General features: G+C 58.2%; 22 protein-coding genes. 9 read left to right on the forward strand and 13 right to left on the reverse strand.

Features of this window, described 5'->3' with window-relative positions; translation table 11 throughout:
- The first annotated feature begins 1 nt into the window (after window position 1).
- Complete coding sequence (locus ACR0MS_RS03195; protein ID WP_480569306.1) at window positions 2–712, forward strand: GNAT family N-acetyltransferase; 711 nt, start codon at window positions 2–4, stop codon at window positions 710–712.
- Between the two features lie 2 nt (window positions 713–714).
- On the opposite strand, the gene ACR0MS_RS03200 is transcribed toward ACR0MS_RS03195, so the two are convergent.
- Window positions 715–1,410 carry an SIMPL domain-containing protein gene (locus tag ACR0MS_RS03200; protein WP_480569304.1) on the reverse strand — a complete coding sequence of 232 codons (696 nt, stop codon included), beginning with the start codon at window positions 1,408–1,410 and terminating at the stop codon, window positions 715–717.
- 164 nt (window positions 1,411–1,574) lie between these two features.
- Here ACR0MS_RS03200 and ACR0MS_RS03205 point away from each other — a divergent pair, with 164 nt between their 5' ends.
- The gene (locus ACR0MS_RS03205; RefSeq protein WP_480569301.1) at window positions 1,575–3,506 is read left to right on the forward strand and encodes a hypothetical protein; all 1,932 of its coding nucleotides are present in this window, start codon (window positions 1,575–1,577) and stop codon (window positions 3,504–3,506) included.
- A gap of 55 nt (window positions 3,507–3,561) precedes the next feature.
- Here the strand turns inward: ACR0MS_RS03205 and hppD are convergent, their stop codons facing one another.
- Window positions 3,562–4,659, reverse strand: a complete 1,098-nt coding sequence (gene hppD, locus ACR0MS_RS03210) for a 4-hydroxyphenylpyruvate dioxygenase (protein ID WP_480569298.1) — start codon at window positions 4,657–4,659, stop codon at window positions 3,562–3,564.
- A 147-nt stretch (window positions 4,660–4,806) separates the two neighbouring features.
- Between hppD and ACR0MS_RS03215 the strand changes: the two genes are divergently transcribed.
- Window positions 4,807–5,262, forward strand: a complete 456-nt coding sequence (locus tag ACR0MS_RS03215) for an Lrp/AsnC family transcriptional regulator (RefSeq protein ID WP_480569295.1) — start codon at window positions 4,807–4,809, stop codon at window positions 5,260–5,262.
- A gap of 19 nt (window positions 5,263–5,281) precedes the next feature.
- Window positions 5,282–7,162, forward strand: a complete 1,881-nt coding sequence (locus ACR0MS_RS03220; protein WP_480569292.1) for a monovalent cation:proton antiporter-2 (CPA2) family protein — start codon at window positions 5,282–5,284, stop codon at window positions 7,160–7,162.
- 25 nt (window positions 7,163–7,187) lie between these two features.
- Here ACR0MS_RS03220 and cobT read toward each other — a convergent pair whose 3' ends face one another.
- Window positions 7,188–8,201 carry a nicotinate-nucleotide--dimethylbenzimidazole phosphoribosyltransferase gene (gene cobT, locus ACR0MS_RS03225; protein ID WP_480569288.1) on the reverse strand — a complete coding sequence of 338 codons (1,014 nt, stop codon included), beginning with the start codon at window positions 8,199–8,201 and terminating at the stop codon, window positions 7,188–7,190.
- 79 nt (window positions 8,202–8,280) lie between these two features.
- On the opposite strand from cobT, the gene cobS reads away from it, so the two are divergent.
- A complete protein-coding gene (gene cobS / locus ACR0MS_RS03230) occupies window positions 8,281–9,045 on the forward strand; it encodes an adenosylcobinamide-GDP ribazoletransferase (RefSeq protein ID WP_480569285.1) in 765 nt (254 codons plus the stop codon).
- On the opposite strand, the gene ACR0MS_RS03235 is transcribed toward cobS, so the two are convergent.
- The 6 genes from ACR0MS_RS03235 to ACR0MS_RS03260 all read right to left on the reverse strand — a co-directional run bounded on the left by ACR0MS_RS03235 (window position 9,042) and on the right by ACR0MS_RS03260 (window position 14,944).
- A complete protein-coding gene (locus ACR0MS_RS03235) occupies window positions 9,042–9,812 on the reverse strand; it encodes an ion channel (protein WP_480569282.1) in 771 nt (256 codons plus the stop codon). The two genes, cobS and ACR0MS_RS03235, sit on opposite strands and share 4 nt — an antisense overlap.
- A gap of 114 nt (window positions 9,813–9,926) precedes the next feature.
- Complete coding sequence (locus ACR0MS_RS03240; protein ID WP_480569279.1) at window positions 9,927–10,445, reverse strand: CarD family transcriptional regulator; 519 nt, start codon at window positions 10,443–10,445, stop codon at window positions 9,927–9,929.
- Between the two features lie 283 nt (window positions 10,446–10,728).
- The gene (gene fdxA / locus ACR0MS_RS03245) at window positions 10,729–11,067 is read right to left on the reverse strand and encodes a ferredoxin FdxA (protein ID WP_170769449.1); all 339 of its coding nucleotides are present in this window, start codon (window positions 11,065–11,067) and stop codon (window positions 10,729–10,731) included.
- A gap of 66 nt (window positions 11,068–11,133) precedes the next feature.
- Entirely contained in the window at window positions 11,134–11,499 is a 366-nt protein-coding gene (locus ACR0MS_RS03250) for an RNA-binding S4 domain-containing protein (protein WP_480569276.1), read from the reverse strand.
- Between the two features lie 6 nt (window positions 11,500–11,505).
- Entirely contained in the window at window positions 11,506–14,319 is a 2,814-nt protein-coding gene (locus ACR0MS_RS03255) for a helicase-related protein (RefSeq protein ID WP_480569273.1), read from the reverse strand.
- Between the two features lie 16 nt (window positions 14,320–14,335).
- Window positions 14,336–14,944 (reverse strand): tetratricopeptide repeat protein, encoded by a 609-nt coding sequence (locus tag ACR0MS_RS03260; protein WP_480569270.1) that lies wholly within the window; start codon window positions 14,942–14,944, stop codon window positions 14,336–14,338.
- A 31-nt stretch (window positions 14,945–14,975) separates the two neighbouring features.
- Between ACR0MS_RS03260 and ACR0MS_RS03265 the strand changes: the two genes are divergently transcribed.
- The 3 genes from ACR0MS_RS03265 (at window position 14,976) to ACR0MS_RS03275 (ending at window position 18,130) form a co-directional block, all read left to right on the forward strand.
- Entirely contained in the window at window positions 14,976–15,266 is a 291-nt protein-coding gene (locus ACR0MS_RS03265) for an SCP2 sterol-binding domain-containing protein (protein WP_480569267.1), read from the forward strand.
- Window positions 15,266–16,243: an alpha/beta fold hydrolase gene (locus ACR0MS_RS03270; protein WP_480569265.1), complete on the forward strand. Its 978-nt coding sequence runs from the start codon at window positions 15,266–15,268 to the stop codon at window positions 16,241–16,243. The genes ACR0MS_RS03265 and ACR0MS_RS03270 overlap by 1 nt, the downstream gene beginning before the upstream one ends.
- A gap of 66 nt (window positions 16,244–16,309) precedes the next feature.
- Complete coding sequence (locus tag ACR0MS_RS03275) at window positions 16,310–18,130, forward strand: M3 family oligoendopeptidase (protein WP_480569263.1); 1,821 nt, start codon at window positions 16,310–16,312, stop codon at window positions 18,128–18,130.
- On the opposite strand, the gene ACR0MS_RS03280 is transcribed toward ACR0MS_RS03275, so the two are convergent.
- Genes ACR0MS_RS03280 through ACR0MS_RS03290 form a run of 3 tightly spaced genes read right to left on the reverse strand, consistent with a single transcriptional unit; the run spans window position 18,131 to window position 20,336 of the window.
- A complete protein-coding gene (locus ACR0MS_RS03280; protein WP_480569260.1) occupies window positions 18,131–19,018 on the reverse strand; it encodes a DMT family transporter in 888 nt (295 codons plus the stop codon).
- 15 nt (window positions 19,019–19,033) lie between these two features.
- A complete protein-coding gene (locus ACR0MS_RS03285; protein ID WP_480569257.1) occupies window positions 19,034–19,303 on the reverse strand; it encodes a DksA/TraR family C4-type zinc finger protein in 270 nt (89 codons plus the stop codon).
- Window positions 19,304–19,361: 58 nt separating this feature from the next.
- Entirely contained in the window at window positions 19,362–20,336 is a 975-nt protein-coding gene (locus tag ACR0MS_RS03290; RefSeq protein WP_480569254.1) for a Gfo/Idh/MocA family protein, read from the reverse strand.
- A 132-nt stretch (window positions 20,337–20,468) separates the two neighbouring features.
- Here ACR0MS_RS03290 and ACR0MS_RS03295 point away from each other — a divergent pair, with 132 nt between their 5' ends.
- A complete protein-coding gene (locus tag ACR0MS_RS03295; RefSeq protein WP_480569251.1) occupies window positions 20,469–21,650 on the forward strand; it encodes a dipeptidase in 1,182 nt (393 codons plus the stop codon).
- Window positions 21,651–21,698: 48 nt separating this feature from the next.
- Here ACR0MS_RS03295 and rpoH read toward each other — a convergent pair whose 3' ends face one another.
- Window positions 21,699–22,595, reverse strand: coding sequence for an RNA polymerase sigma factor RpoH (rpoH, locus tag ACR0MS_RS03300; protein WP_170416859.1), 897 nt, complete (start codon window positions 22,593–22,595; stop codon window positions 21,699–21,701).
- Between the last annotated feature and the right edge of the window lie 138 nt (window positions 22,596–22,733).

The raw sequence follows: 22,733 nt of genomic DNA on the forward strand, positions 1-22,733 counted from the left end.
CATGGTCGCGCACGTAACGAACGCATTGGGTCAACCCATCGGCTTACCGGTCACGGACGAGTTTCCTCGCCCGACCCCGCCCTATACGCCGATGGAGGGTCGCTATTGTTCGGTCGTGCCACTGGATGTGAACAGGCATGCGCCCGGTTTGTACCGGGCGTTTGCCAACGATACTGACGGTCGAAACTGGACCTACCTGCCCTACGGACCATTCGAGGCGGAAGAAGACTTTGAGGCGTGGGCGCGTGCATCCTGCATGGACGCTGATCCCATGTTTCACACCGTGCTGGATCACGAGGGCACTCCGGTTGGGATGGCCTCGTTCCTTCGGATTGACCCCGCGGCGGGTGCGATCGAGGTTGGGCACATCCATTTTTCGCCGCTCTTGCAGCGCAAACCGCCTTCGACCGAAACGATGTTCCTGATGATGCGCCGCGTGTTCGATGAGTTGGGTTACCGGCGGTATGAGTGGAAATGCGACGCCCTGAACGCCCCGTCACGCAGCGCAGCCGAACGGTTGGGCTTCACGTTCGAAGGGATTTTCCGGCAGGCGACGCACTATAAGGGGCGCAACCGGGATACGGCTTGGTATTCCATACTCGATACCGAATGGCCCCGCATCCGCTCGGCGTTCGAGGCATGGCTGTCCCCCGACAATTTTGATCAAACGGGCCAGCAACGGCAACCGCTGCAAGCCCGCGCCAAACGCTAGGATTACTCTGAAATTTCGAACTCCATCGAGACGGTGACAGAGACCGAGATTTCGCCGCCTGCGACTGGCACTCCGCCGGAATCCGCCATGTTGAACTCTCGCATCTGAGCGGCGGGTCGGACGCTCGCAACCTGCTCGCTGATCGTTTGGACCGGGCCCAACGTCAGGTTCGCGGCTTGTGCCAGCTGTTCGGCCTTGGCGGTCGCTTCGGCCACGGCCTTGGCCCGCGCTTCGGCCTCAAGGGGTTTCGGGTCTTTGACACCGAAACTGAGGCCGCCAAAGTCGTTGGCCCCATCCTGTATGACGGCATCCATAAGCGACCCAAGCTGCGACAGGTCCTGAACCCGTACAATCACCCGGTTTGAGGCAACAAATCCCGTGATCTCAGGCTTGTCTGCGTTTTGATTGCCGCGTCCCGACCAAACCGGCGACAAAGAGATGTCGCGCGTTTGCACGTCCCGCGCTTCGACGCCCAGTTCTTCCAGACGTTTCAGGATTTGAGATACCGCGTCCGACGTGGCCTGCATCGCGGTTGACGCCTGCACATCCTCATTCGTGACACCCAGATTGATCGTCGCCATATCAGGGGCCGCATGAACGGTGCCAGCCGCAGCGACTGAGATGCGACGTTCTTCCGCATGGGCCAGACTCGTGGTGGTCATGGCCAGCACAGCGGCCAGAAAAGCAAGTTTCTTCAAGGTCTTCCCTCCAAATTCGTTTGTATCAAGATGGGGTGGCAACGGTCTGCCGAACAAGGGGAAGGATTGGCTTTTTCTTTCCCTCGGCGGGATCCTGCTTTAATGTCGGTCTGCGGACGAGACATCGCTCGCTTTGATGATGACAAATATGGTTCCTCCGGAATATGAAACCCGCCTTTGCGCTGTCTTTTTCTTCTGACGGAATATCTTTGCACCACTTCGCGGACGATGAATGGTTCTGCGTCGGTGAAGTTCCTGTCGATGCAGAGGACCTGAACGCGCAGATCGAAGACCTGCGTAACAAGGGTTTCGCGCTTGAAAACGACCTGAGCTGCAAGCTGATCCTTCCAACTGATCAGGTCAGATTCCTTTCGGTCGAAACCGATGTGTCCGATCCCACCGGGACGGAACAGCGCGTTCGAACAGCTTTGTCCGAGGCAACCCCTTACGAACTGGACGAATTGGCGTTCGACACCGTCAACAGCGGCTCAACGACTTATATCGCAGCGGTCGCCAAGCAGACGCTGAAAGAGGCACAGTCATTTGCCGCCGATCATGGGTTCATCCCGATAGCGTTCACAACGCCAGTGGACGGTCAGGACTACCCCGCTGACCCGCAGTTTTCCTTGGCAGACCAGCCGATTGCGCAACCTGCCGCCACCATTACTCCGAAGGAAACAGATGGCCCGCCGGTTCACGCCATAGCTGCATCGTCTACCCCGGCTGAGTTCCGCTCGGCCCCGTCGCAAGCGACCGGTGGGCAAGGTCCCGCTTCAGCAGTCGGATTGCCCCGAGGTCTTGCGATGCCAATGGCCGCCGCTGCGGTGATTGCCTTGGTTTTGATCGGTTGGGGCGTATTTGGATCCGACGACGACGCACCGCTCGAAGAGGATGTCACTGACGTTCAGGAAGAACTGGTCGAGCCTGCGCCGCTTCCTACGCAAACGGAAGCGCTGACAGATAGTGAAACGGACTCGGCCAGCGCCGCCCCTCCGGAACCCGGAGCCGCACAAACGGATGAAGGCCTAGAGGATGAGATTTCACCGACGGACGCCGCGATTCTTGAGGCGCTGAACAGCACGCCGACGGATGCCGCAATTCTGGAAGCACTAAAGATCGCTCCAACGGTCGTTGAAGATGTCGCAACAGACCCTGCTGAGCCGGAGCCCGTCGTGCAGACACATGCCGGTGCGCGGATCATTGTCCCGGCCCAATTGCCCGATCCCGATCCCGCCATAGCCGAGACGATCTATCTGACGTCTATCGACAAGTCCGACCTGTCGCGGGATGCCATCGCCCTGCCGGATGTCGGCAGCTTTGATACAGACAGTCCGTTTGACCAGATCGCCGACCCGAGCAAGCCCGGTACGCGTTTCGATCTGGATGACCGGGGGCTTGTGACGGCCACCGTGGACGGCACATTAAATCCCGATGGCGTGGTCATCTATCTAGGGCGTCCCGCAAAAGTGCCACCTGACGTTCCGGTGCGTTTTGAACAGGAACCCATAGTCGAAGACCCGGCCTCACGCTTGGCAGAGCTGCGCCCCAAACCCCGCCCCAGTGATTTGATCGAGCGTTTTGAGCGCCAGCAACTGGGCGGACGAACGCGCGAAGAACTGGCCAGCGTCAGGCCAAAGCTGCGGCCAAAATCCGTTCAAGAGCGACCACAGGTTGATCACACACCGACAGCGCTGGCGGTGGTACGCGTGCCGCGTCCCAAAACGCGCCCCGCAGGGCTTGCGCAGAAACCTGAGACCAAGACGGCCAACTTGGGGTCAGCCGCAGCCGTGCCGAAGAACAACAATGAACCCGGTTCTTTCCAGGCGCGGGCCGTTGCACCGAAGATTCCGTCCTCTGCATCGGTTGCGCGTCAGGCGACAATCGACAATGCGATTAACCTACGCAAACTCAATCTGATAGGCGTGTATGGCTCCCCGGCAAACAGGCGCGCGCTGGTGCGGCTTCCCAGTGGCCGCTACAAAAAGCTGAAGGTCGGTGATCGGCTGGATGGTGGAAATGTCATCGCGATCAGTGACAGCGAGTTGCGCTATCAAAAACGCGGTCAGAACGTGACCCTTCGAATGCCACGAAGCTGACGAAAAGGCTCAGAGGCTGGGTTACACCCTCTGAGCCTTACGTTAGCCAGTCCTTTTAAGCCGCGGAAATCTCGCCGCTTTCGATCTGCTCACGCTCGATGGATTCGAACAGGGCCTGGAAATTGCCTTCGCCAAATCCGTCGTCGCCTTTGCGCTGAATGAACTCGAAGAAGATCGGACCGATGACGGTTTTTGAGAATATCTGAAGCAGAATGCGGGTCTCGCCCCCGTCCAGAACACCCTCACCGTCGATCAGGATTCCGTGTTTCATCATCCGGTCCAACGGTTCTTCGTGATCAGCGACCCGATCCGTAGACATCTTATAATAGGCTTCGTTCGGACCGGGCATGAATTTCAAACCCTTTTCCGCGATCGCGTCAGTCGATGCGTAGATATCTTCGCTGCCCACGGCGATATGCTGAATGCCTTCGCCCTTGTACTTTTTCAGGTACGACACGATCTGGCCGGTTTCCCCGCGATCTTCATTGATCGGAATACGAATGCGTCCGCAGGGCGACGTCAATGCGCGGCTGAAAAGGCCCGTGAACTTGCCCTGAATGTCAAAGAAACGAATTTCGCGAAAGTTGAACAGGTCACCGTAGAACTTGAACCATTTGTCCATGTTGCCCTTGTAGACATTGTGCGTCAGGTGATCGAGGTAATAAAACCCGTCGCCGCGTGGCTTTGATTGCTTGGTCCAGGTGAATTCCTCGTTATAGGGCGAGGTATCGTAATACTGATCAATGAAATAGATCAGCGACCCGCCAATTCCCTTGATGGCCGGGACGTTCATTGTCTTGTCGTCGGCGTCATAAGGCTCTGCCCCTTTGGACACAGCGTGCTCATACGCTTTTTGGGCATCCACCACTCGCCACCCCATCGAAGGGGCGCAAGGGCCGTGCTCGGCGACAAATTTTGCGGCAAAGCTATTTTCGTCTGCGTTCAGGATATATGTCACATCCCCCTGCTGCCACAATTCAACCGCTGGACTGTCCTTGTGATGCCCAACCAGTTCGAACCCCATTTTGCCAAACAGATCACGCAGCTCCTGAGGATCAGGATGTGCGAACTCAACAAATTCGAACCCGTCGGTTCCGGCGGGATTTTCAGAGCTGATGACAGATTTCGGGGCGTTGTGCGGGAAAGGACCCATGGCGCGTCTCCGTAAATGACAGGAATTTCTTTGCTGATTCCAAAATACGCCTTATCCAATGCTTTTTCTGCGCATTGTTTTCGTGTAACCTAACAGAGAACGCGCGATTTGCGCATCATTTAGGAATATTTTAGAGATTTTCCGCATATGCTGGACTCCACCGACACACGCCTATTGTCCGAGCTGCAGAAAAACGCCCATCTGACTGCGCATCAGCTGGGGGAAATGTTGAACCTGTCGCCCAGTCAGGCAGGGCGGCGACGGCAAAGGCTTGAGGCAGAAGGCTACATCACAGGCTATGCTGCCCGGCTGGATCCACTGAAATTAGGGCTTCAGGTGCAGGGGTTCATTCAGGTCCATCTCGGCACCCACGGCCCCGAGCAATCCGATAGCTTTTCCCGCATGGTCGACACCCGGCCTGAGATCACCAGCGCGTGGACGATGACTGGAGAAGCGGATTATCTGCTCCATGTTTATTGCGACGATCTTTCTGCCCTGAACCGCTTGCTTCACCAGGTGATACTGCCGCATCCTGCGGTGGCCAGAGTGCAAAGTCAGATTGTAATGGACCAGCTCAAGCGCGACGCGCCTCTGCCCACCTGACCCGAACGAAAGGACCAACATGGACGACTTCCTTTATCAGGCGACAATCTATCTGGCCGCCGCGGTGATTGCCGTGCCTTTGTCGGCCCGTCTGGGTTTGGGATCTGTTCTTGGATATCTTGCGGCCGGCATTGTGATCGGCCCCATGTTCGGCCTTGTCGGGGCCGAAACAGAAAGCCTGCAGCACGTTGCAGAATTCGGTGTCGTCATGATGCTGTTCTTGATCGGGCTAGAGCTTGAGCCGCGCGCCCTTTGGGATATGCGGGACAGGTTGTTGGGTTTGGGTGGCTTGCAGGTCCTGTTATCGACAGCCGTAATCGCAGGCGTTGCTATCTATGCAAACCATCCGTGGTCTGTCGCCCTGGCCGTTGGGTTGACCTTGTCTTTGTCTTCAACGGCGATCGTCTTGCAAACCCTTTCGGAAAAGGGGCTGATGCAAACAAACGGGGGGCGTGCCACCTTCTCGGTGCTGTTGACGCAGGATATCGCGGTTATCCCGATTTTGGCGTTACTGCCGCTCTTGGCAATGCCTGCCACACCTCATTTCGAAGATGACGGCTCTATCGACCGTGGCGTGAAGGACCTTCACGATACCGCGCATCACAGTTTGTCGCTGGTTGAAGGGCTGCCGGGTTGGGCCGTGACGCTTGTCACCATCGGCGCGGTTGCATTTGTCATTCTTGCCGGGATCTACCTGACGCGCCCCTTGTTCCGCTTTATCCACGCGACCCGCCTGCGCGAAATGTACACGGCGCTTGCGCTCATGATCGTTGTCGGCATTTCCTTCCTGATGACCCTTGTGGGCCTGTCCCCTGCCCTTGGTGCGTTTCTGGCCGGCGTGGTTCTGGCCAGCTCGGAATTCCGTCACGAGATGGAAAGCGATCTGGAGCCCTTCAAAGGCCTGTTTCTTGGCCTGTTCTTCATCACGGTCGGCGCGGGAATTGATATCGCCTATTTCTTCAATGACCCGTTTGATCTGATCGGGCTGGCTTTGCTGGTCATCCTGGCCAAGGGGATCATCCTGTTTCTGGTTGGCCGCGCCTTCAAGCTGCGGGGACGGGATCACTGGCTGTTCACTCTGGGTCTGGCGCAAGCTGGAGAATTTGGCTTTGTACTTCTGGCCTTCTCGACCCAACAGAACGTGATACCCCCGGACCTGTCGCAAAAGCTGTTGATGATCATCGCGTTGACGATGTTGATTACACCGCTCTTGTTTATCATTTTCGACCTGCTCTCGCGGCATATCGGCGAGGGCACACCAACCCCGGAACCGGATGAGATCGACGAGAAAGGCCCTGTGATCATTGCTGGTATCGGGCGCTTTGGTCAGATCGTGAACCGTTTGGTGCGCGCCAGCGGCTTCAAGACGATCGTTTTGGACCACGACATCGAAACGATCCAGCTTATGCGCCGCTTCGGGGTCAAGGGGTTCCTGGGCGATCCCACCCGGCCAGAGCTTCTGCGGGCTGCGGGGCTTGAGAAAGCAGCAGTTCTGGTTGCGGCGATGGACGATGCAAGGACGGTTACGCGACTTGTCAGTTTTGCACGCCGCCAGCGCCCCGACCTGCACATCATCGCGCGCGCGCATGATCGCACCCATGTGTACGAACTGTATCAGGCCGGCGCGAACGATATTGTGCGCGAGATGTTCGACGGATCACTGCGCGCGGGCCGCTATGTGCTCGAAAATATCGGGCTCAGCGAGTATGAGGCGGCTCAGGCCGAGCAAACCTTTTATCACCACGATCGGATGTCCGTCCGTGAGCTTGCCGAACTTTGGGTTCCCGGAATGCCAACGGCAGAAAACAAGAAATACATCGAACGCGCACAGCAACTGGAAAAAGACCTTGAGACCGAGCTGCTGGAGCTTTCGGAAAAGCACGCGAAAAAGTCTGCCTGATCCGTCATGGATCAGGCTGCTTTGATCACCCGTCCGACACGCCGGCCTCGGCAAATGTCGCCATTCCCGAATGGCAGGCCACGGCGCTTTTCAGAATATTGATTGCCAGAGCGCCCCCAGAGCCTTCGCCAAGGCGCAAGCCAAGGTTCAAGAGCGGCTCTTTACCCAGCTTTGCCAAAACAGCCCCATGCGCGCCTTCGGCACTTTGATGACCTGCCACGGTATGGTCCAAGGCGCCTTTGACCGTCTCAGCCAGACATGCTGCGGCGGAAGAGCAGATGAACCCATCCAAAATGACAGGAATGCGCAATACACGGGCGGCAGCGATCGCTCCGGCCATGGCCGCGATTTCCCGCCCCCCAAGGCGGCGCAGAATTTCCAGACCATCGCCCGTGCCTGCGTGCAGGGACACACCTTCGGCAACGACCCGCGTCTTGTTTGCCAGACCCGCATCGTCGACGCCCGTTCCACGCCCGGTCCAATCGGAGGCCTCGCCACCGAACAACGCACACGCAATCGCAGCCGCCGGAGTGGTATTGCCGATCCCCATCTCCCCCACGACTAACAGGTCGGCCCCGGGGTTCACAGAGCTCCACCCGGTCTGCAACGCCTGCAGCAGCTCATCTTCGGACATGGCTGGTCCGGTTGTGAAATCCGTTGTGGGCACATCCAGATTCAGCGCGTGCACATCCATGGTCGCACCTGCGGCCTTAGCCAATTGGTTGATCGCCGCGCCGCCATGTTCAAAATTCGCAACCATCTGAACGGTCACTTCGGGCGGAAAAGCTGATACACCCTGCGCGGTGACCCCGTGATTGCCAGCAAATACGATGACCTGAGGCGCCACGATCTGAGGGCGCGCGTCCTGGCGCCAACCGGCATACCAGATCGCCAGATCTTCCAACCGACCCAACGCTCCCGGAGGTTTTGTCAATTGGCCATTGCGATCAGCCGCACCTTGCGCGGCGTCGCCGTCAGGACCGGGTGCCGCGTTAAGGGCTTGGCGGAAGGAATTCAGGTCGCTCAGTTCGGGCAGCATTCAAAGCCTCGTTGCATCAGAGTGGTCCTGTGTGTTTAACCAAAGCGATCAATCCGGCAAGACCCAGAAAGGCGTGGGAGTGCAAAAAACCGACACCAACCTTATTTCCAGATGGGATATTCCTGTGGCGCTGGTTCTTTTGTCACGGCTGCCACTTCCGCGACTACCTGAACATGTCTTTGGACGTCAGGCAGGTGCGGCATGGGCCTTCCCGGTTGTTGGGCTGGTCGTTGGCCTAATTGCCTGCGCTGTCGGGTGGGCCTGCGTTGCCATGAACCTACCGGCCCTGGCTGGTGGGATACTCGTCGTTGCCGCTCTGATACTCTGCACAGGCGCGATGCACGAAGACGGCCTTGCGGACACGGCCGATGGGTTCTGGGGCGGTTTCACGCCTGAGCGCCGACTTGAAATCATGAAGGACAGTCAGATCGGAACCTACGGAGTTCTGGCTCTGTTGACGTCGCAAAGCTTGCGCGTCGTATTGGTGGCCGCGCTTCTGTCCCAGAACGGCTTTGCAGACATCCTGGCGGCATGCGTCGTATCGCGCGCCGCGATGCCGGTCTTGATGGCTGCACTTCCAAATGCACGGCACGCGGGCCTCAGCCACTCGGTCGGGGCACCAGGTGCCGCTACGGTTGCCTTGGGCCTATGTGCCGCATTGGTGCTTGCACTGCTATTGATCGGCACCCCAGCTTTGATCGCAATGCTCATCACCACCATGTGCCTGTTCATTATTGCCGCAGTCGCGAAAGCCAAGATCGGCGGCCAGACCGGAGACGTTCTGGGCGCAACCCAGCAAATGTCCGAGATCGCCTTTCTATTGGTCCTGGTCGCGATGACTTAGGAGGCACCTCCGGTTTCGATCTTAAGAACCTCGCCGCAATGCTTGCAATGCACGGCGTCGGGATCATGGCGGAACAGACCGCAACTTGGGCATTTGTGGCGTACTTTCTGCGGCATGAAGATCGCTTGCGCCAATCGAACGAACAGCGCAACGCCAACGACCATGATGAACACGGAAAACAGCTTCCCTCCCGGTGTGGCCAAGGTGATATCGCCGAACCCGGTGGTCGTCAGCGTTGCCATCGTAAAGTACAGCGCGTCGATATAGGCCGTCTGACTGTCTTCGGGGATAAAAAAGACCAGAACTGCGGTCGAGGTGACGAAGACGAACACCAACAGGTTAATGGCCGCGATCACGGCGTCTTCGTGGGTTCGGAAGAACTCGCTGTCCCGGCGCAAGTCCCTGAGCAGGTGATACGAGTGGATCAGCCGCAACGCGCGCAGAATACGCAGAAACGCCAGATTGCCGGAGATGAACGGATCCAGCATCAACGAAATGATCACGACCAGATCGGCAAGCGTGTAGACCTTGAAAAATAGCTTCCAGCGGTCCTTTGAGATCCACAGCCGCGCCGAGAAATCGAACAGGATCAACAGCCCAATGAACATGCTCAGAAGTGTCAGACCCGGCCCGTGCGGAATATGTGCGGTGGCGACAAAGAACACGATCGTCACCAGATCAAACAGGATCAGCCCATAGCGGAACCAGACAGAAACCGGGTCATGCCCTATATATAAATACTTGAGGGTCTGCTTTACCTTGGCCATGTACCCGCCTCTGTTTACAGGGAAATTACCCGCAATCGGGCAATTCACCAAGCACTCGGCCACGAAAAAGGCCGCCCTGTCACCAGATCGGCCTCAAATCGGTATTCTGCGGTATCAGGCGGCGGCAGCGGCGCGAGAGGTCAGAACTTCGTCCACTTGCTTGGCGGCAGACACTTCTCCGGCACCGGAAACGGCAGCAACTTCACGGGTCAGACGCTCTAGCGCGGCTTCGTAAAGCTGACGCTCGGAATAGCTCTGCTCACGCTGGTCGTCCGTGCGGTGCAGGTCACGAACCACCTCGGCGATCGAGATCAGATCGCCCGAGTTGATCTTTTGTTCGTATTCCTGCGCGCGACGCGACCACATGGCCCGCTTTACCTTGGCCTTGCCCTTGAGGGTTTTCATCGCCTGACTGATGACATCCGGCGAACTCAGCGACCGCAGACCGGATTCGTTAACCTTGTTGGTCGGGACCCGCAGGGTCATCTTGTCTTTTTCAAAAGAGATGACGAACAGCTCAAGCGAGTATCCCGCGACTTCCTGCTCTTCGATCGAGATGATCTGACCCACGCCATGCGCGGGGTAAACAACGTAATCGTTCGGGCGGAACTCAAGCTTTTTCGACTTAGACATACAGGTTCATCCTTGTTTTCAGAGCGAAGGACAGACAAAACAACACACCAGCCCGCGCCATATTCGGCCCGGTCAGGCGGTGAATTTGTCAATAAATCAGAACTCCAAAGCGTACATACTTACGGAGCACATCCCCAACTCAGTCATCATTCAGTTACCTAGTATATCACAAAACTGAGACATACGAAAGCAGAACGGTGCAAATGCCTGACAAAACTCTTTGCACGCAATGACTTAGTCAATATTTTTGCTTTTGACCGACCGATTAATAAAACCGAATCGGTTAGCCACCCTCGCCCGGTGCTTCGGAGAAATATTTCTCCATTTTGCCCTCTTCACCGTCGCGTTCTTCAGCTTCGGGCAGCGGGTCTTTCTTGGTCACGATCACCGGCCACATTTCGGAATATTTCCGGTTGAATTCGACCCATTCATCCATGCCCGGCTCGGTATCGGGGCGGATCGCGTCGGCGGGGCATTCGGGTTCACACACGCCGCAGTCGATGCATTCATCGGGGTGGATGACCAACGTGTTCTCACCTTCGTAGAAACAATCCACCGGGCACACTTCGACACAGTCGGTGTATTTGCAGCCAATGCAGTTTTCAGTGACAACGTAGGTCATGGTCGGATTCCCGTTTGCGCTTTGGACGTCTAGCTAAATCAGTCTGGCGTCGGCTTCAAGATAGGATCAGCTATCTTGGTTGCGAGAAAGATCAAGCGCGCGCCGATCTTTCTTGGTTGGACGACCTTTTCCCTCGAACCCGGGATTTCGCGGAGGCGCGTCCTGTTTTTTGGTCAAATCCGTAAATAGCGTTTGGGCTTCGGTCGCTGGTCCGCGCCGTTCGCCCAGTTTTTCGACCTTCACAACACGCACGATGCGGCCCTGAGGGAAGGTCAGAACGTCGCCGCGGCTGATGGCTGTCGCCGGTTTCAGCACCCGGTTGCCGTTCACGCGCACGTGGCCGCCGCTGACCTGTTTGGCCGACAGGCTGCGGGTCTTGAAGAACCGCGCCTGCCACAGCCATTTGTCGATCCGCAGCTTGGCCTCGGACATCCGCGCTTAGTTGCCGTCCTTCAGCCCCATCAGCGCAGCGGCGAAGGGGTTATCGGGATCAATGGCTTTTTCTTTCTTGGGCGGACGGGCCGAGAAGGATTTTGTGCCCTGCGGCTTGCCACCCTTTTTACCCTGCGGCTTACCACGACCGTCCTGAGGCTTGCCACGCGGCTTGCCCTTGCCCTGCCCCTGCTCGCGGCGCGGGCCACGGTTCTGCTGACGCTGACGGCCCCATGTGAAGGTATAGAAGACCTCAACTTCGGGTTCGTCAGTGACGGGTTCCGCAGCCGGGGCCTCGGCTGCCGCCTCGGTGCTGTCGGTGGCCTCGGCTGGCGCCTCGGCGGGTGCGGTCACATCGTCTGTCGCTACTGCGTCAGCCGGAGTGTCTTCGGCGGCAGGTTGCTCTGGCGCTTCTGCCGCAGGCTGTTCCGCAGGTGCGGCTTTGACCTTTTCACGCTCCCCACGCTCGGCCTTGTAGCCCAAGCCCTGCATCAGGTCGGCGAATTGTTCCAGCGTCATACCGGTGATCGAGAGCATGTCGGGCTTGGCTTCAAACCCGCCCCGGCTGTCCTCGGACCGCAGCATGTCGGCCAGACGTTCCAGCATGTCGATACGGATCGACCGCTCACCCGCATCGCGGTAGCCGCACATGGTGTCATAGCCGTGCGGCGCGTCCTTGGCGACAGGCACCGTGACCAGACCCGGAGGCGGTGCCTCGGGGAATTCCTGCAAACCGCTGGACAATGCCCACAGAACCAGACGCAGGCGCGTGGGTGCGGGCTTCAGCAGCAGCGGCATGAAGATGGTGAACTGGCCAAACCGGATGCCATGCTTGCGCAGCGCGCCGCGGGCGTCCTGATCCAGATCCTTGACCTCTTGCGCGACCTGCGCGCGGGGCAGCACGCCCAATGCCTCGACCATGCGGAAGGCAAAGCCCTTGGCGAGGCCGCTGAGTTCTTCGTCCCGCGACAGGTTCAGCAGCGGTTCAAACAGCGCGGCCACCTTGCGGTCGATGAAGTGCTGCAACCGGCGCTGCACCTTTTGTTCAACGTCGGGGCCTGCGGCTTCGTCCACGAAAACCTCGACCATCGGTTTGAGCGGTTCTGCACCGGCAACCAGCTTGCCGACGGCATATTCGCCCCACATCAGGCCACCTTGTTCGGTGAAATCAATTTCGGTATCGGGCGCGTTGTAGAAGCGGTCGGCACGCAGATGGAATTGCGGCGCGAGAGCCTGCAAGGACGCCGATTTCAAAGCTTTCGCCTCGGTCCCTTGCGCGGCTTTGTCCGGGATAAACCGGAACCCTTCCAGACGACCGACGAATTCGCCTTCGACGGTCACTTCACCCTTGTCATTTACTTCGGCCAAAAGGGCCTCCTTCTGTTTGAGCCGGCGGAGCAATACAGAAGTACGCCGGTCCACAAATCGTTGGGTCAGACGGTCATGCAGAGCGTCCGACAGCCTGTCTTCTACAGTGCGCGTTTCGCCGCGCCAATGGGATTCGTCACGAACCCACCCGTTTCGTTGCGCAACATATGTCCAGGTGCGAATATATGCCAGCCGTTTGGACAGCGCATCAATATCCCCGTCTGTGCGGTCAATCCGGCGGATTTGCCGCGCCATGAAGTCATCAGGGATCGACTGGCGTTCGTGCAGATGGCCGTAGATCACCTCAAGCAGGCTGGCATGTTCAGCGTGGCTGATACCGCGAAAATCGGGGATTCGGCACACATCCCACAGCAGACGGATGGATTGCGGATCGCTGGCGCGGGCCATGACCTCAGTCACTTGCGAGAGCGATTTCAGCACGTTCAGGTCGTCGGCGGGCCGCGCTTTGAGCAGGTTTTCATTGTCGGGGCTTACTTCAAGCGACGTGATCAGCGCCTCGATCGAGCCGAACCGCAAAGCGGCATTCCGCCAGTTCAACTTTTTCATCGGCGTGAAGCGGCTGTCCATGATGGCCTGTGCCACACCGTCATCCAGCGGTGGGGCCTCGCCTGTGACGCCAAACGTGCCATCCGACATGCCGCGCCCGGCCCGGCCAGCGATCTGGGCCAGTTCATTTGGCGCAAGGGGCCGCATCCGCCGACCGTCAAACTTGGTCAGCGATGAAAACGCGACATGGTTCACATCAAGGTTCAGACCCATGCCGATGGCATCGGTGGCGACCAGATAGTCGACCTCACCATTCTGATAGAGGTCCACTTGCGCGTTCCGCGTGCGCGGACTGAGCGCCCCCATGACGACCGCCGCCCCGCCCTTTTGACGGCGCAGCAGTTCTGCGATGGCATAGACATTATCCACCGAGAACCCGACGATGGCGCTGCGCGGGGGCATCCGGCTGATCTTTTTCGACCCGGCATAGACCAGTTGAGACATACGTTCGCGTCGCACGAACTGCGCCTCGGGCACCAGCGCCGCGATGGGGCCGCGCATGGTGTCCGAGCCCAGAAACAGTGTCTCGCTGGTGCCGCGCGACCGCAGCAGACGGTCAGTAAACACGTGGCCGCGCTCGGGGTCGGTACAGAGCTGAATTTCGTCGATGGCCACGAAGTCGGCCCCCATGCCTTCGGGCATCGCCTCGACCGTGCAGACCCAGTATTGGGTGCGCGGCGGAACGATCCGTTCCTCGCCCGTAACAAGCGCCACGACGGACGGCCCGCGAATAGCGACGATCTTGTCATAAACCTCGCGCGCCAGCAGACGCAGCGGCAGGCCGATGACGCCGGTGCGGTAGCCCAGCATCCGCTCGATCGCGTAGTGGGTTTTGCCTGTATTCGTCGGGCCCAGTACGGCCACGATTCGGGATGACCCGCTCACTCTTGCCCCCTGCCCCTTAGAGGGCCGACCCCTCGACTTGGGGTTTCAGTCGATTCACCGCATTGGTTACTTCTTCGTGATGGGGATGTATAGCCAGCGCGCGCTCGTAAGCGGCAAGCGCCTTGTCGGGCTGGCCGACGACCTCGAATATCAGGCCCAAACCATAAATGGCCTCGTAGTTGTTTGGGTTCAAAGCGAGGGCTTGCTCCAGATCGGCTGCCGCCATGCCAAAGCGTTCGATACCGAAGAACGCCGACGCGCGAACATGCCAGCCCTCTGCGAAATCAGGCGCGTGGTCGGTTAGGGCCGTCAAATGGTCAATCGCGGCCTTTGTATCACCGTCGTTCAACGCCTCGCGTCCGCGTTCCAACAACAGGTCCGCCGACGCAGACCCAGACAAAGCCCACAACGCCTTGAGTTGGCGGTCCAGTCCCAACGCCTGTTCCGGCGTGGATATCGCCAGTTGCGCAAGCAATTCGGTTTCGTCCCTGGAATCTGCGGTCTGCGCGACACAAGGAATGGAAAACGTGACTAGCATTGCGGTTGCCGCAACGATACCTTTGAGATTTGTGTACGTAGTGCCCATAACAACGTTCAGTGTAGCGTAGCGCAGAAGGATGTCCATTCCTCGCGCTCAAATCAAAGTGAGGAGAATCATGAGCGACACTCTGGAGAAAGCCGCAGCAGCGCTGAACGAAAAACTGGCCGACAGCGGTTTTGGCGCATCGGCCAAATTTGCCATCGAAGACCTTGGTTCGATTGTTCTGGACGGCAGCGGCGCACGCGTCAGCGATGAAGATGCCGACGTCACCATGAGCGCGGATGCCGAGACGTTCGAACAAATTCTCAGCGGCGAGCTGAACCCGACCGGCGCATTCATGTCCGGCAAGCTTACGGTAGACGGCGACATGGGGATCGCCATGCAGTTGGCATCGGCCTTGGCCTGATGAAAATGTCGCCGGCCCCCTTGTTTGAAGATGTGGCCGGCGCACCTTCCGGCGGTCAGGCCCACTGGCTGGACACCAAAGATGGCGTGCGCATTCGCGCCGCCCATTGGATGCCCGAAGGCGAGGCCTGCGGAACAGTGCTGATGTTTCCGGGCCGCACCGAATATATCGAAAAATATGGCGATGCCGCGTCCGAGTTCGTGGGACGTGGGTTTGCTTTTCTGTCGGTCGACTGGCGTGGTCAGGGGCTGGCGGATCGTCTGCTGGACGACCCTCGGGTTGGCCATGTCGACAAGTTTACCGATTATCAACACGACGTAAGGGCCGTTCTTGATCTTGCACAGCGTCAGAACCTGCCAGAGCCTTGGCATGTCATCGGTCATTCGATGGGCGGCGCCATTGGTCTGCGGGCTGTGCTGGAAAATGACTGCTTTGCCGCCTGTGCGTTTACCGGGCCGATGTGGGGAATTTTCTTTACACCCCTGATGAAGCCTCTCAGCCGATTGACGGCCTATTGGGGGCCGCGTTTTGGCCTTGGGGAAAAGACGCCTCCAACCACGTCGTTGGAAAGCTATGTTCTGTCCCAACCCTTTGACGGCAATGTTCTGACCCGCGATCCTGACATGTACAAGATGATGCAGGATCAACTGGTCGCGCATCCTGAGCTGACCTTGGGCGCGCCTTCGACCATCTGGCTGCGTGAGGCGCTGGATGAGTGTTCTTGGCTGATGGCGCAGACCGCTCCAGCCACGCCATGCCTGACCTTCCTTGGCAGCCATGAGCAGATCGTCGACCGCAAGGCGATCCGTGCGCGTATGGCGAACTGGCCGAGTGGCACTCTGGTCGAAATTCCAGACGGTGAGCACGAAGTGATGATGGAAGCACCCGATGTCCGGGGGCCCGTGTTTGAACATCTCGCAGCCCATTTCAGCGCGGCCAGCGCCGACCCTGAACCAAAAGCGGCCCTGTCGAGCTAAGACCCCGCTTGTGATCCTTGAGCGTCGCGCCTAGATGTTTGCAGATGCAGATTTTCGAGGTGAACCATGCGCGACCTTCCCTTTCCCGTCCGTGATGCAAATGCAGTCGGAGGTGCCGACAATCTTGGCGACCTGCCGGAATGGGACCTGACGGACCTTTACAGCTCTGAGGACGCGCCTGAACTGGCTGCCGATCTGGAATGGCTGGAAGGGGAATGTGCCTCTTTTGCCGCCGATTACGAAGGCAAGCTGGCCGATTTGGATGCCGACGGCTTGCTGCACTGTGTGTTGCGCAACGAAAAGATCAACGCGATTGCCGGGCGGATCATGTCCTTTGCCGGTCTGCGCTATTACCAACTGACCACGGATGCCGAGCGCGCAAAGTTCCTGTCGGACATGCAGGAAAAGATCACGATCTTTACCACCCCGCTGGTTTTCTTCACGCTGGAAATCAACCGGATCGACGACGATGTGCTGAAGACGCATTTTGGATCGAACGCTGATCTGGCCCGGTACGAGCCCGTCTTCCGCCGTATCCGCGCGATGAAACCCTACCAACTGTCTGATGAACTGGAAAAATTCCTGCATGACCTCGGTGTCGTCGGCGACGCGTGGGAACGTCTTTTCGACGAAACCATCGCCGGATTGACCTTTACGGTCGATGGCGAAGAACTGAACATCGAAGGCACCCTGAACTTCCTGACCGAGCAGGACCGCAGCAAGCGCGAAGCCGCCGCACGTGAACTAGCCTCGGTCTTTCAGGACAACATCAAGACCTTTGCCCGCGTCCACAACACGCAGGCTAAGGAAAAAGAGATCGTGGACCGCTGGCGCAACATGCCAACCGCCCAGACCGGCCGCCACCTGTCGAATGATGTCGAGCCCGAGGTGGTCGAAGCGCTGCGCGAGGCGGTCGTGACCGCCTATCCCAAGCTGAGCCATCGCTATTACGAGCTAAAACGCAAATGGCTGGGGCTGGACGTGATGCAGGTCTGGGACCGCAACGCGCCGCTGCCAATGGAAGACACCCGTGTCGTGGGCTGGGACGAAGCCGAGAAAACGGTGATGGATGCCTACAACGCCTTCGATCCGCGCATGGGCGAGATCGCAGCGCCCTTCTTCTCGAAAGGCTGGATTGATGCGGCGGTGAAACCGGGCAAAGCGCCGGGCGCGTTCGCGCATCCCACCGTGACCGACGTCCACCCCTACGTGATGCTGAACTATCTGGGCAAACCGCGCGACGTGATGACGCTTGCGCATGAGTTGGGCCACGGCGTGCATCAGGTACTGGCCGCAGATCAGGGTGAGATGCTGTCTTCGACCCCGCTGACCCTGGCCGAGACAGCGTCGGTGTTTGGCGAAATGCTGACCTTCCGCAAAATGCTGGATCAGGCCGAAACGCCGGAACAGCGCAAGGTTCTGCTGGCCGGAAAAGTCGAGGACATGATCAACACGGTCGTCCGCCAGATCGCGTTTTACGATTTTGAATGCAAACTCCACGCAGCCCGCCGCGAAGGTGAGCTAACGCCCGACGACATCAACGCCCTATGGATGAGCGTTCAGGCCGAAAGCCTTGGGCCCGCGTTTGAATTCATGGACGGGTATGAAACCTTCTGGGCCTATATCCCGCACTTCGTCCACTCGCCCTTCTATGTCTATGCCTATGCGTTTGGCGACGGTTTGGTAAACGCGCTCTATTCGGTCTACGAAAGCGGCTTGGACGGGTTCGAGGACAAGTATTTTGAGATGCTGCGCGCAGGCGGGTCAAAGCATCACAAAGACTTGCTGGCCCCGTTCGGTCTGGACGCAAGCGATCCCAAGTTCTGGGACAAAGGGCTCAGCATGATCTCGGGCTTCATCGACGAATTGGAGGCGATGGAAGGCTGATCACGTCTGATTCTTAGTGGTCAAAAAGACGGCTACCACGATCAGCACAGCACCTGCGGCCGCGATTGGAGTAATCGCGGCCCCCAGAAAAATCGCCGCATTGATGAAGGTGAACACGACCGAGGCCGCAAACATGAGTGTCGCGGTCAGGGTCGAAACGCGTGCTGCGGCCTCGTACCAAAGGTAATAAGCCAACGCCGTTGGCAGAACGCCAAGAAGGATCAGGAACAGCAGGTCCGTCGCTGTCGGCACTTGCAATGACAAAGCCGCCAAAGGCAGCAACAGAACACCCGAGCACAGGAAAATCCCGAACAGAAAGTTCAGACGCTCGCCTGTTGATTTCGAGTTTCGCATTGCCCGGCTGCTTGCGATCAGGAATACCGCCCAGCTCAGGCCCGCGCCGATTTCAAGGATATCCCCGAACAAGGGTTCCCCACCGCCCTGGAAATCCCGAAAGACGGTCAGAAACACACCCAAAATCGCCAAGCACGTTGCCAGAACATCGGTTCGGGTAACAGGTGTTTCGGCGAAAAAATACAGAAAAACCAAAACGAAGAATGGTGCCGTGTTCTCGAGCACCATGGCATTTGCGGCCCCGGTATGCTCTAGCCCGATGTGAAAGAGGATGTAGTTGATAACGGTCGACAAAACTGCAAGCAGAAAATAGCGGTCACGCCATCGAACCGACACCGGGACTTTCAAAACACGAAGCAGGCCGTAGATCGCCAGCGCCGCAATAAACAGGCGCGACACCGCGATCTGCATTCCGCCAAGATCGTTGGTCAGAAACCGTACGATGACACTGTGCGTGCCCCACAGGAACGCCGCCATGAACCCCAGAACCAGCCCGTTTTGCCATATAGACTGCTGCGTACGGGTGTTGGTCAAACTACTGCTCCGGAACTATTTAAGTTGGCTGTCTTTCGACCCGCGCCGATTGATCCCGGCGCGCGATTTGTAAGACCCGTCACGCTCCTGCTGACAATCCAGACACAGTTTCACGCCCGGTAAGGCGACCCGCCGCTTTTCAGGGATCGGCTCTTCGCACTCGGCGCAATGGGTCAGGCTTTGTCCCACAGGGCGCTTTTGGGCCTGCATGCGGGCAAGCTCGTCTGAAATCGACGCCTCGATCTGTTCACTCACCGCGCCATCGCGCGCCCAGCCGCCAGCCATTTGCACTCTCCTGATCCGGTATCCGGCAGGTTAGTCCAGTTGGGCGGCGGCGTGCAAGTCAGAGGGGTTCCGCACCTGCGAAAACGCGGTCGATAACCTCTTGCGTGCCGCGCGAGAATTCAAGTGGGCATGGGTAATCGGCGCCGTCACGGACTGATCGGCAGAACGCTTCGACCTGCAGCTTGTAGTGATCATCGCCGGGAAAACGCGTGACCTGCACTTCAAGACCGGGGCGATGCAATTCCAAACGCGCCTCGCCAAACACCCGCGCATTGAAGGGGGCGGTCAGGCGGATTACACCCCCTTCGCCGTGAAATACCATCTCTTGGTGTGGGTGCATTCGGATGGAGACATAGCTGGAATAAGTGAAATCCGGGAACTGCGCCCGAATTTCGGTAAAGGCATCAATGCCGTCTTCCCAGCGGATCGCGGACTTAACTGAAACGGGTTCCTGCCCCGTTGCAAACCGCGCACTTCCAATCACGTAAACGCCGATATCACGCAGTCCACCCCCGCCTGTCTCTGCCCGATTTCGGATATTTCCAGTGTCGGTGCGATTGTCGAAACTGAATGCGCCAGTCACATGCGCCAGCTTCCCGATTGCGCCCTCCGCAATGAGCTTTCGCGTGAACTGCCACTGGGGGTGGTGCACGATCATATACGCCTCTGCCGCCAGCAGCCCAGTTTGGTCACGCTTGGCGATCAACCTATCGAATTCAGCGGCCTGCATCGTCATCGGCTTTTCACACAGCACGTGCTTACCAGCCTCAAGCGCCTTCAGGCTCCATTCCACGTGCAGATGATTGGGCAGCGGGATATAGACAGCCTCGATGTCAGGGTCCCCCAACAACGCCTCATAGTCGTCATAGACCTTCAGATCGGGGCAAAACGCCTGAAACGGTTCGGCCTTTTCCGCGCTGGACGTGGCAAGCCCCGCCAAACGCGAGCCATCCGCTGCATGGATCGCCGGAGCCATATAACGACGCGCGAAGTTGGCGGCGCCCAGAACGCCCCATTGAACAGGTTTTTGCATATGTCTCCTCCCAACCCAGTCTCTGCCGGCCAGTGCCGCCCTGACCTCTTTATCAACCAGTGGACGCTAAGTCAGGCTTTTCTCTGCAGGCATTCTCCGTAACCTAGCCGCCAATAAGGAGAGGGAGAGCAAATGCGCGGTTTTTTGAAATGGGTCGGTATCCTGATCGCCGTCACGGTGGTCGTGGGGGCATTGGTTTTCTTCGTGTTCCTGCCACCTTACATCGAAGCGGAACGCAACAACGTCATCGCGCACGCCCCTTACGATGTGACGGATGATGCCGCCGCGTTGCACGAGACCCTCATCGTCGGTGACCTTCACGCCGACCCCTTGCTGTGGAGCCGGGACCTGACCGAGCGTGGCACGCGCGGACAGGTCGACATCCCGCGCCTTATTGAAGGAAACGTGGCCTTGCAGGTTTTCACCGCTGTGACGAAATCTCCGGCAGGTCAGAATTACGATGCCAATTCTGCGGACTCGTTTGACAACATCACCCTTCTGGCCGTCGGTCAGTTGTGGCCGCTGCGCACCTGGAACAGTCTGAAAGAACGCGCGATTTATCAGGCAGAAAAGCTCCACCAGTTCGAGGCCGCGTCCGACGGCCGGCTCAAAGTCGTCAAAACTCGCGATGATCTGGAAGGCGTCCTTGCGGCGCGTGCCAACGGTGAACCGATCGTGGGCGGCATTCTGGGCATCGAAGGCGGTCACCCATTGGAAGGTGACCTGACCAATCTGGCAGAGATTTTTGACGCCGGGCATCGGGTGTTCGGGCTTCACCACTTTTTCGATAACGAACTGGGCGCCTCGCTTCACGGTCAGACAAATACCGGGTTGTCAGATTTCGGGCGCGAGGTCGTGGCAGAATTGGCGGCGATGCCCGTGGTGATCGACCTTGCCCATTCCAGCCCACAGGTCGCGCGGGACGTGATCGCAATGACGGACGTCCCCCTGATCGTCAGCCACGGCGGGTTGCACGGGTTCTGCCCCGTCAAACGGAACTATCCTGACGATCTGATGCTGGACATTGCCGCAACCGGGGGTGTCATTGGTATGGGATATTGGGCGGACGTCACCTGTGGGGACATCACACCAACCGGGATCGCCAAGATGATCAAAGCCGCCGTTGAAACGGTTGGCGAAGACCATGTTTCACTTGGGTCAGATTACGACGGATCGGTCGAGACCGCATTTGACACATCCGAACTGGCGGCCCTGACCTCGGCGCTTTTGACCGAGGGGTTGACCGAGGATCAAATCCGCAAGGTGATGGGCGGGAACATGGTGCGCGTGTTCAGGCAGCAGCTTGCCCAGTAACGAAAAAATCCCGCCAAATTCGGCGGGCTTTTCAATAATTTGGGTGGTTTAAACCGTTCCCAACATTCCCTTTTCACGCGCGAGATCGCGCATCTTTTTCTGCAGCTTTTCAAACGCGCGCACCTCAATCTGACGAATGCGTTCGCGGCTGACATTGTACTGCGTGCTCAGCTCTTCCAGCGTGACAACCTGATCCATCAGACGGCGCTGGGTCAGAATGTCCTTCTCACGGTCATTCAGAACTTCCAAGGCAGCGGCCAGCAGTTCACGGCGCGCGTCCAGCTCATCCCGCGCCTCATAGTCGCCAGCTTGGTCGGCGTCTTCGTCCTCAAGCCAGTCCTGCCACTGCATGGTACCTTCGCCTTCGGACCCGACGGTCGCATTCAGCGAGGCATCGCCACCGGACATCCGGCGGTTCATGCTGATCACTTCCTCTTCGGTCACGCCCAGATCATTGGCGATCTGCGTTACGTTTTCGGGACGCAAGTCGCCCTCTTCCAACGCGCCAATGCGGGCTTTGGCCTTGCGCAGGTTAAAGAACAACTTTTTCTGCGCCGAGGTCGTGCCCAGTTTCACCAGCGACCATGACCGCAGGATATATTCCTGGATCGAAGCGCGGATCCACCACATCGCATAGGTCGCCAGACGGAAGCCCTTTTCAGGGTCAAACCGCTTGACCGCCTGCATCAGACCCACATTCGCCTCTGAGATCACCTCAGCCTGCGGCAAGCCATAGCCGCGATAACCCATGGCGATCTTGGCCGCCAGACGCAAGTGCGACGTGACCATTTTATGTGCAGATTCAGTATCTTGCTCTTCCACCCAACGCTTGGCGAGCATGTATTCTTCTTCCGGCTCCAGCAGGGGAAACTTGCGAATTTCCTGCATATAGCGGTTCAGTCCGCCTTCCGGCGTCGGCGCGGGGAGATTTGCGTAATTTGCCATGATTCATGTCCCTCCGACAAATGTTTAGTTCGTTAACATAGGATATGGGAGGTCATCCCGATCCATTCAAGAGGTACCGTTAACAGTTTGGAATTAACGATCGATAAAGGAAAGATAAGAACGCGTTACTCACAATGG

The sequence above is a fragment of the Ruegeria sp. CJ2 genome, assembly GCF_056536745.1.

What these genes read in the sequence shown, in the direction of transcription:
- ACR0MS_RS03195 (WP_480569306.1), top strand. Translation starts at nt 2, where the DNA reads ATGGTCGCGCACGTAACGAACGCATTGGGTCAACCCATCGGCTTACCG.
- ACR0MS_RS03205 (WP_480569301.1), top strand. Translation starts at nt 1,575, where the DNA reads ATGAAACCCGCCTTTGCGCTGTCTTTTTCTTCTGACGGAATATCTTTG.
- hppD (WP_480569298.1), bottom strand. Translation starts at nt 4,659, where the DNA reads ATGGGTCCTTTCCCGCACAACGCCCCGAAATCTGTCATCAGCTCTGAA.
- ACR0MS_RS03215 (WP_480569295.1), top strand. Translation starts at nt 4,807, where the DNA reads ATGCTGGACTCCACCGACACACGCCTATTGTCCGAGCTGCAGAAAAAC.
- ACR0MS_RS03220 (WP_480569292.1), top strand. Translation starts at nt 5,282, where the DNA reads ATGGACGACTTCCTTTATCAGGCGACAATCTATCTGGCCGCCGCGGTG.
- cobT (WP_480569288.1), bottom strand. Translation starts at nt 8,201, where the DNA reads ATGCTGCCCGAACTGAGCGACCTGAATTCCTTCCGCCAAGCCCTTAAC.
- ACR0MS_RS03235 (WP_480569282.1), bottom strand. Translation starts at nt 9,812, where the DNA reads ATGGCCAAGGTAAAGCAGACCCTCAAGTATTTATATATAGGGCATGAC.
- ACR0MS_RS03240 (WP_480569279.1), bottom strand. Translation starts at nt 10,445, where the DNA reads ATGTCTAAGTCGAAAAAGCTTGAGTTCCGCCCGAACGATTACGTTGTT.
- fdxA (WP_170769449.1), bottom strand. Translation starts at nt 11,067, where the DNA reads ATGACCTACGTTGTCACTGAAAACTGCATTGGCTGCAAATACACCGAC.
- ACR0MS_RS03250 (WP_480569276.1), bottom strand. Translation starts at nt 11,499, where the DNA reads ATGTCCGAGGCCAAGCTGCGGATCGACAAATGGCTGTGGCAGGCGCGG.
- ACR0MS_RS03260 (WP_480569270.1), bottom strand. Translation starts at nt 14,944, where the DNA reads ATGGACATCCTTCTGCGCTACGCTACACTGAACGTTGTTATGGGCACT.
- ACR0MS_RS03265 (WP_480569267.1), top strand. Translation starts at nt 14,976, where the DNA reads ATGAGCGACACTCTGGAGAAAGCCGCAGCAGCGCTGAACGAAAAACTG.
- ACR0MS_RS03270 (WP_480569265.1), top strand. Translation starts at nt 15,266, where the DNA reads ATGAAAATGTCGCCGGCCCCCTTGTTTGAAGATGTGGCCGGCGCACCT.
- ACR0MS_RS03275 (WP_480569263.1), top strand. Translation starts at nt 16,310, where the DNA reads ATGCGCGACCTTCCCTTTCCCGTCCGTGATGCAAATGCAGTCGGAGGT.
- ACR0MS_RS03285 (WP_480569257.1), bottom strand. Translation starts at nt 19,303, where the DNA reads ATGGCTGGCGGCTGGGCGCGCGATGGCGCGGTGAGTGAACAGATCGAG.
- ACR0MS_RS03290 (WP_480569254.1), bottom strand. Translation starts at nt 20,336, where the DNA reads ATGCAAAAACCTGTTCAATGGGGCGTTCTGGGCGCCGCCAACTTCGCG.
- ACR0MS_RS03295 (WP_480569251.1), top strand. Translation starts at nt 20,469, where the DNA reads ATGCGCGGTTTTTTGAAATGGGTCGGTATCCTGATCGCCGTCACGGTG.
- rpoH (WP_170416859.1), bottom strand. Translation starts at nt 22,595, where the DNA reads ATGGCAAATTACGCAAATCTCCCCGCGCCGACGCCGGAAGGCGGACTG.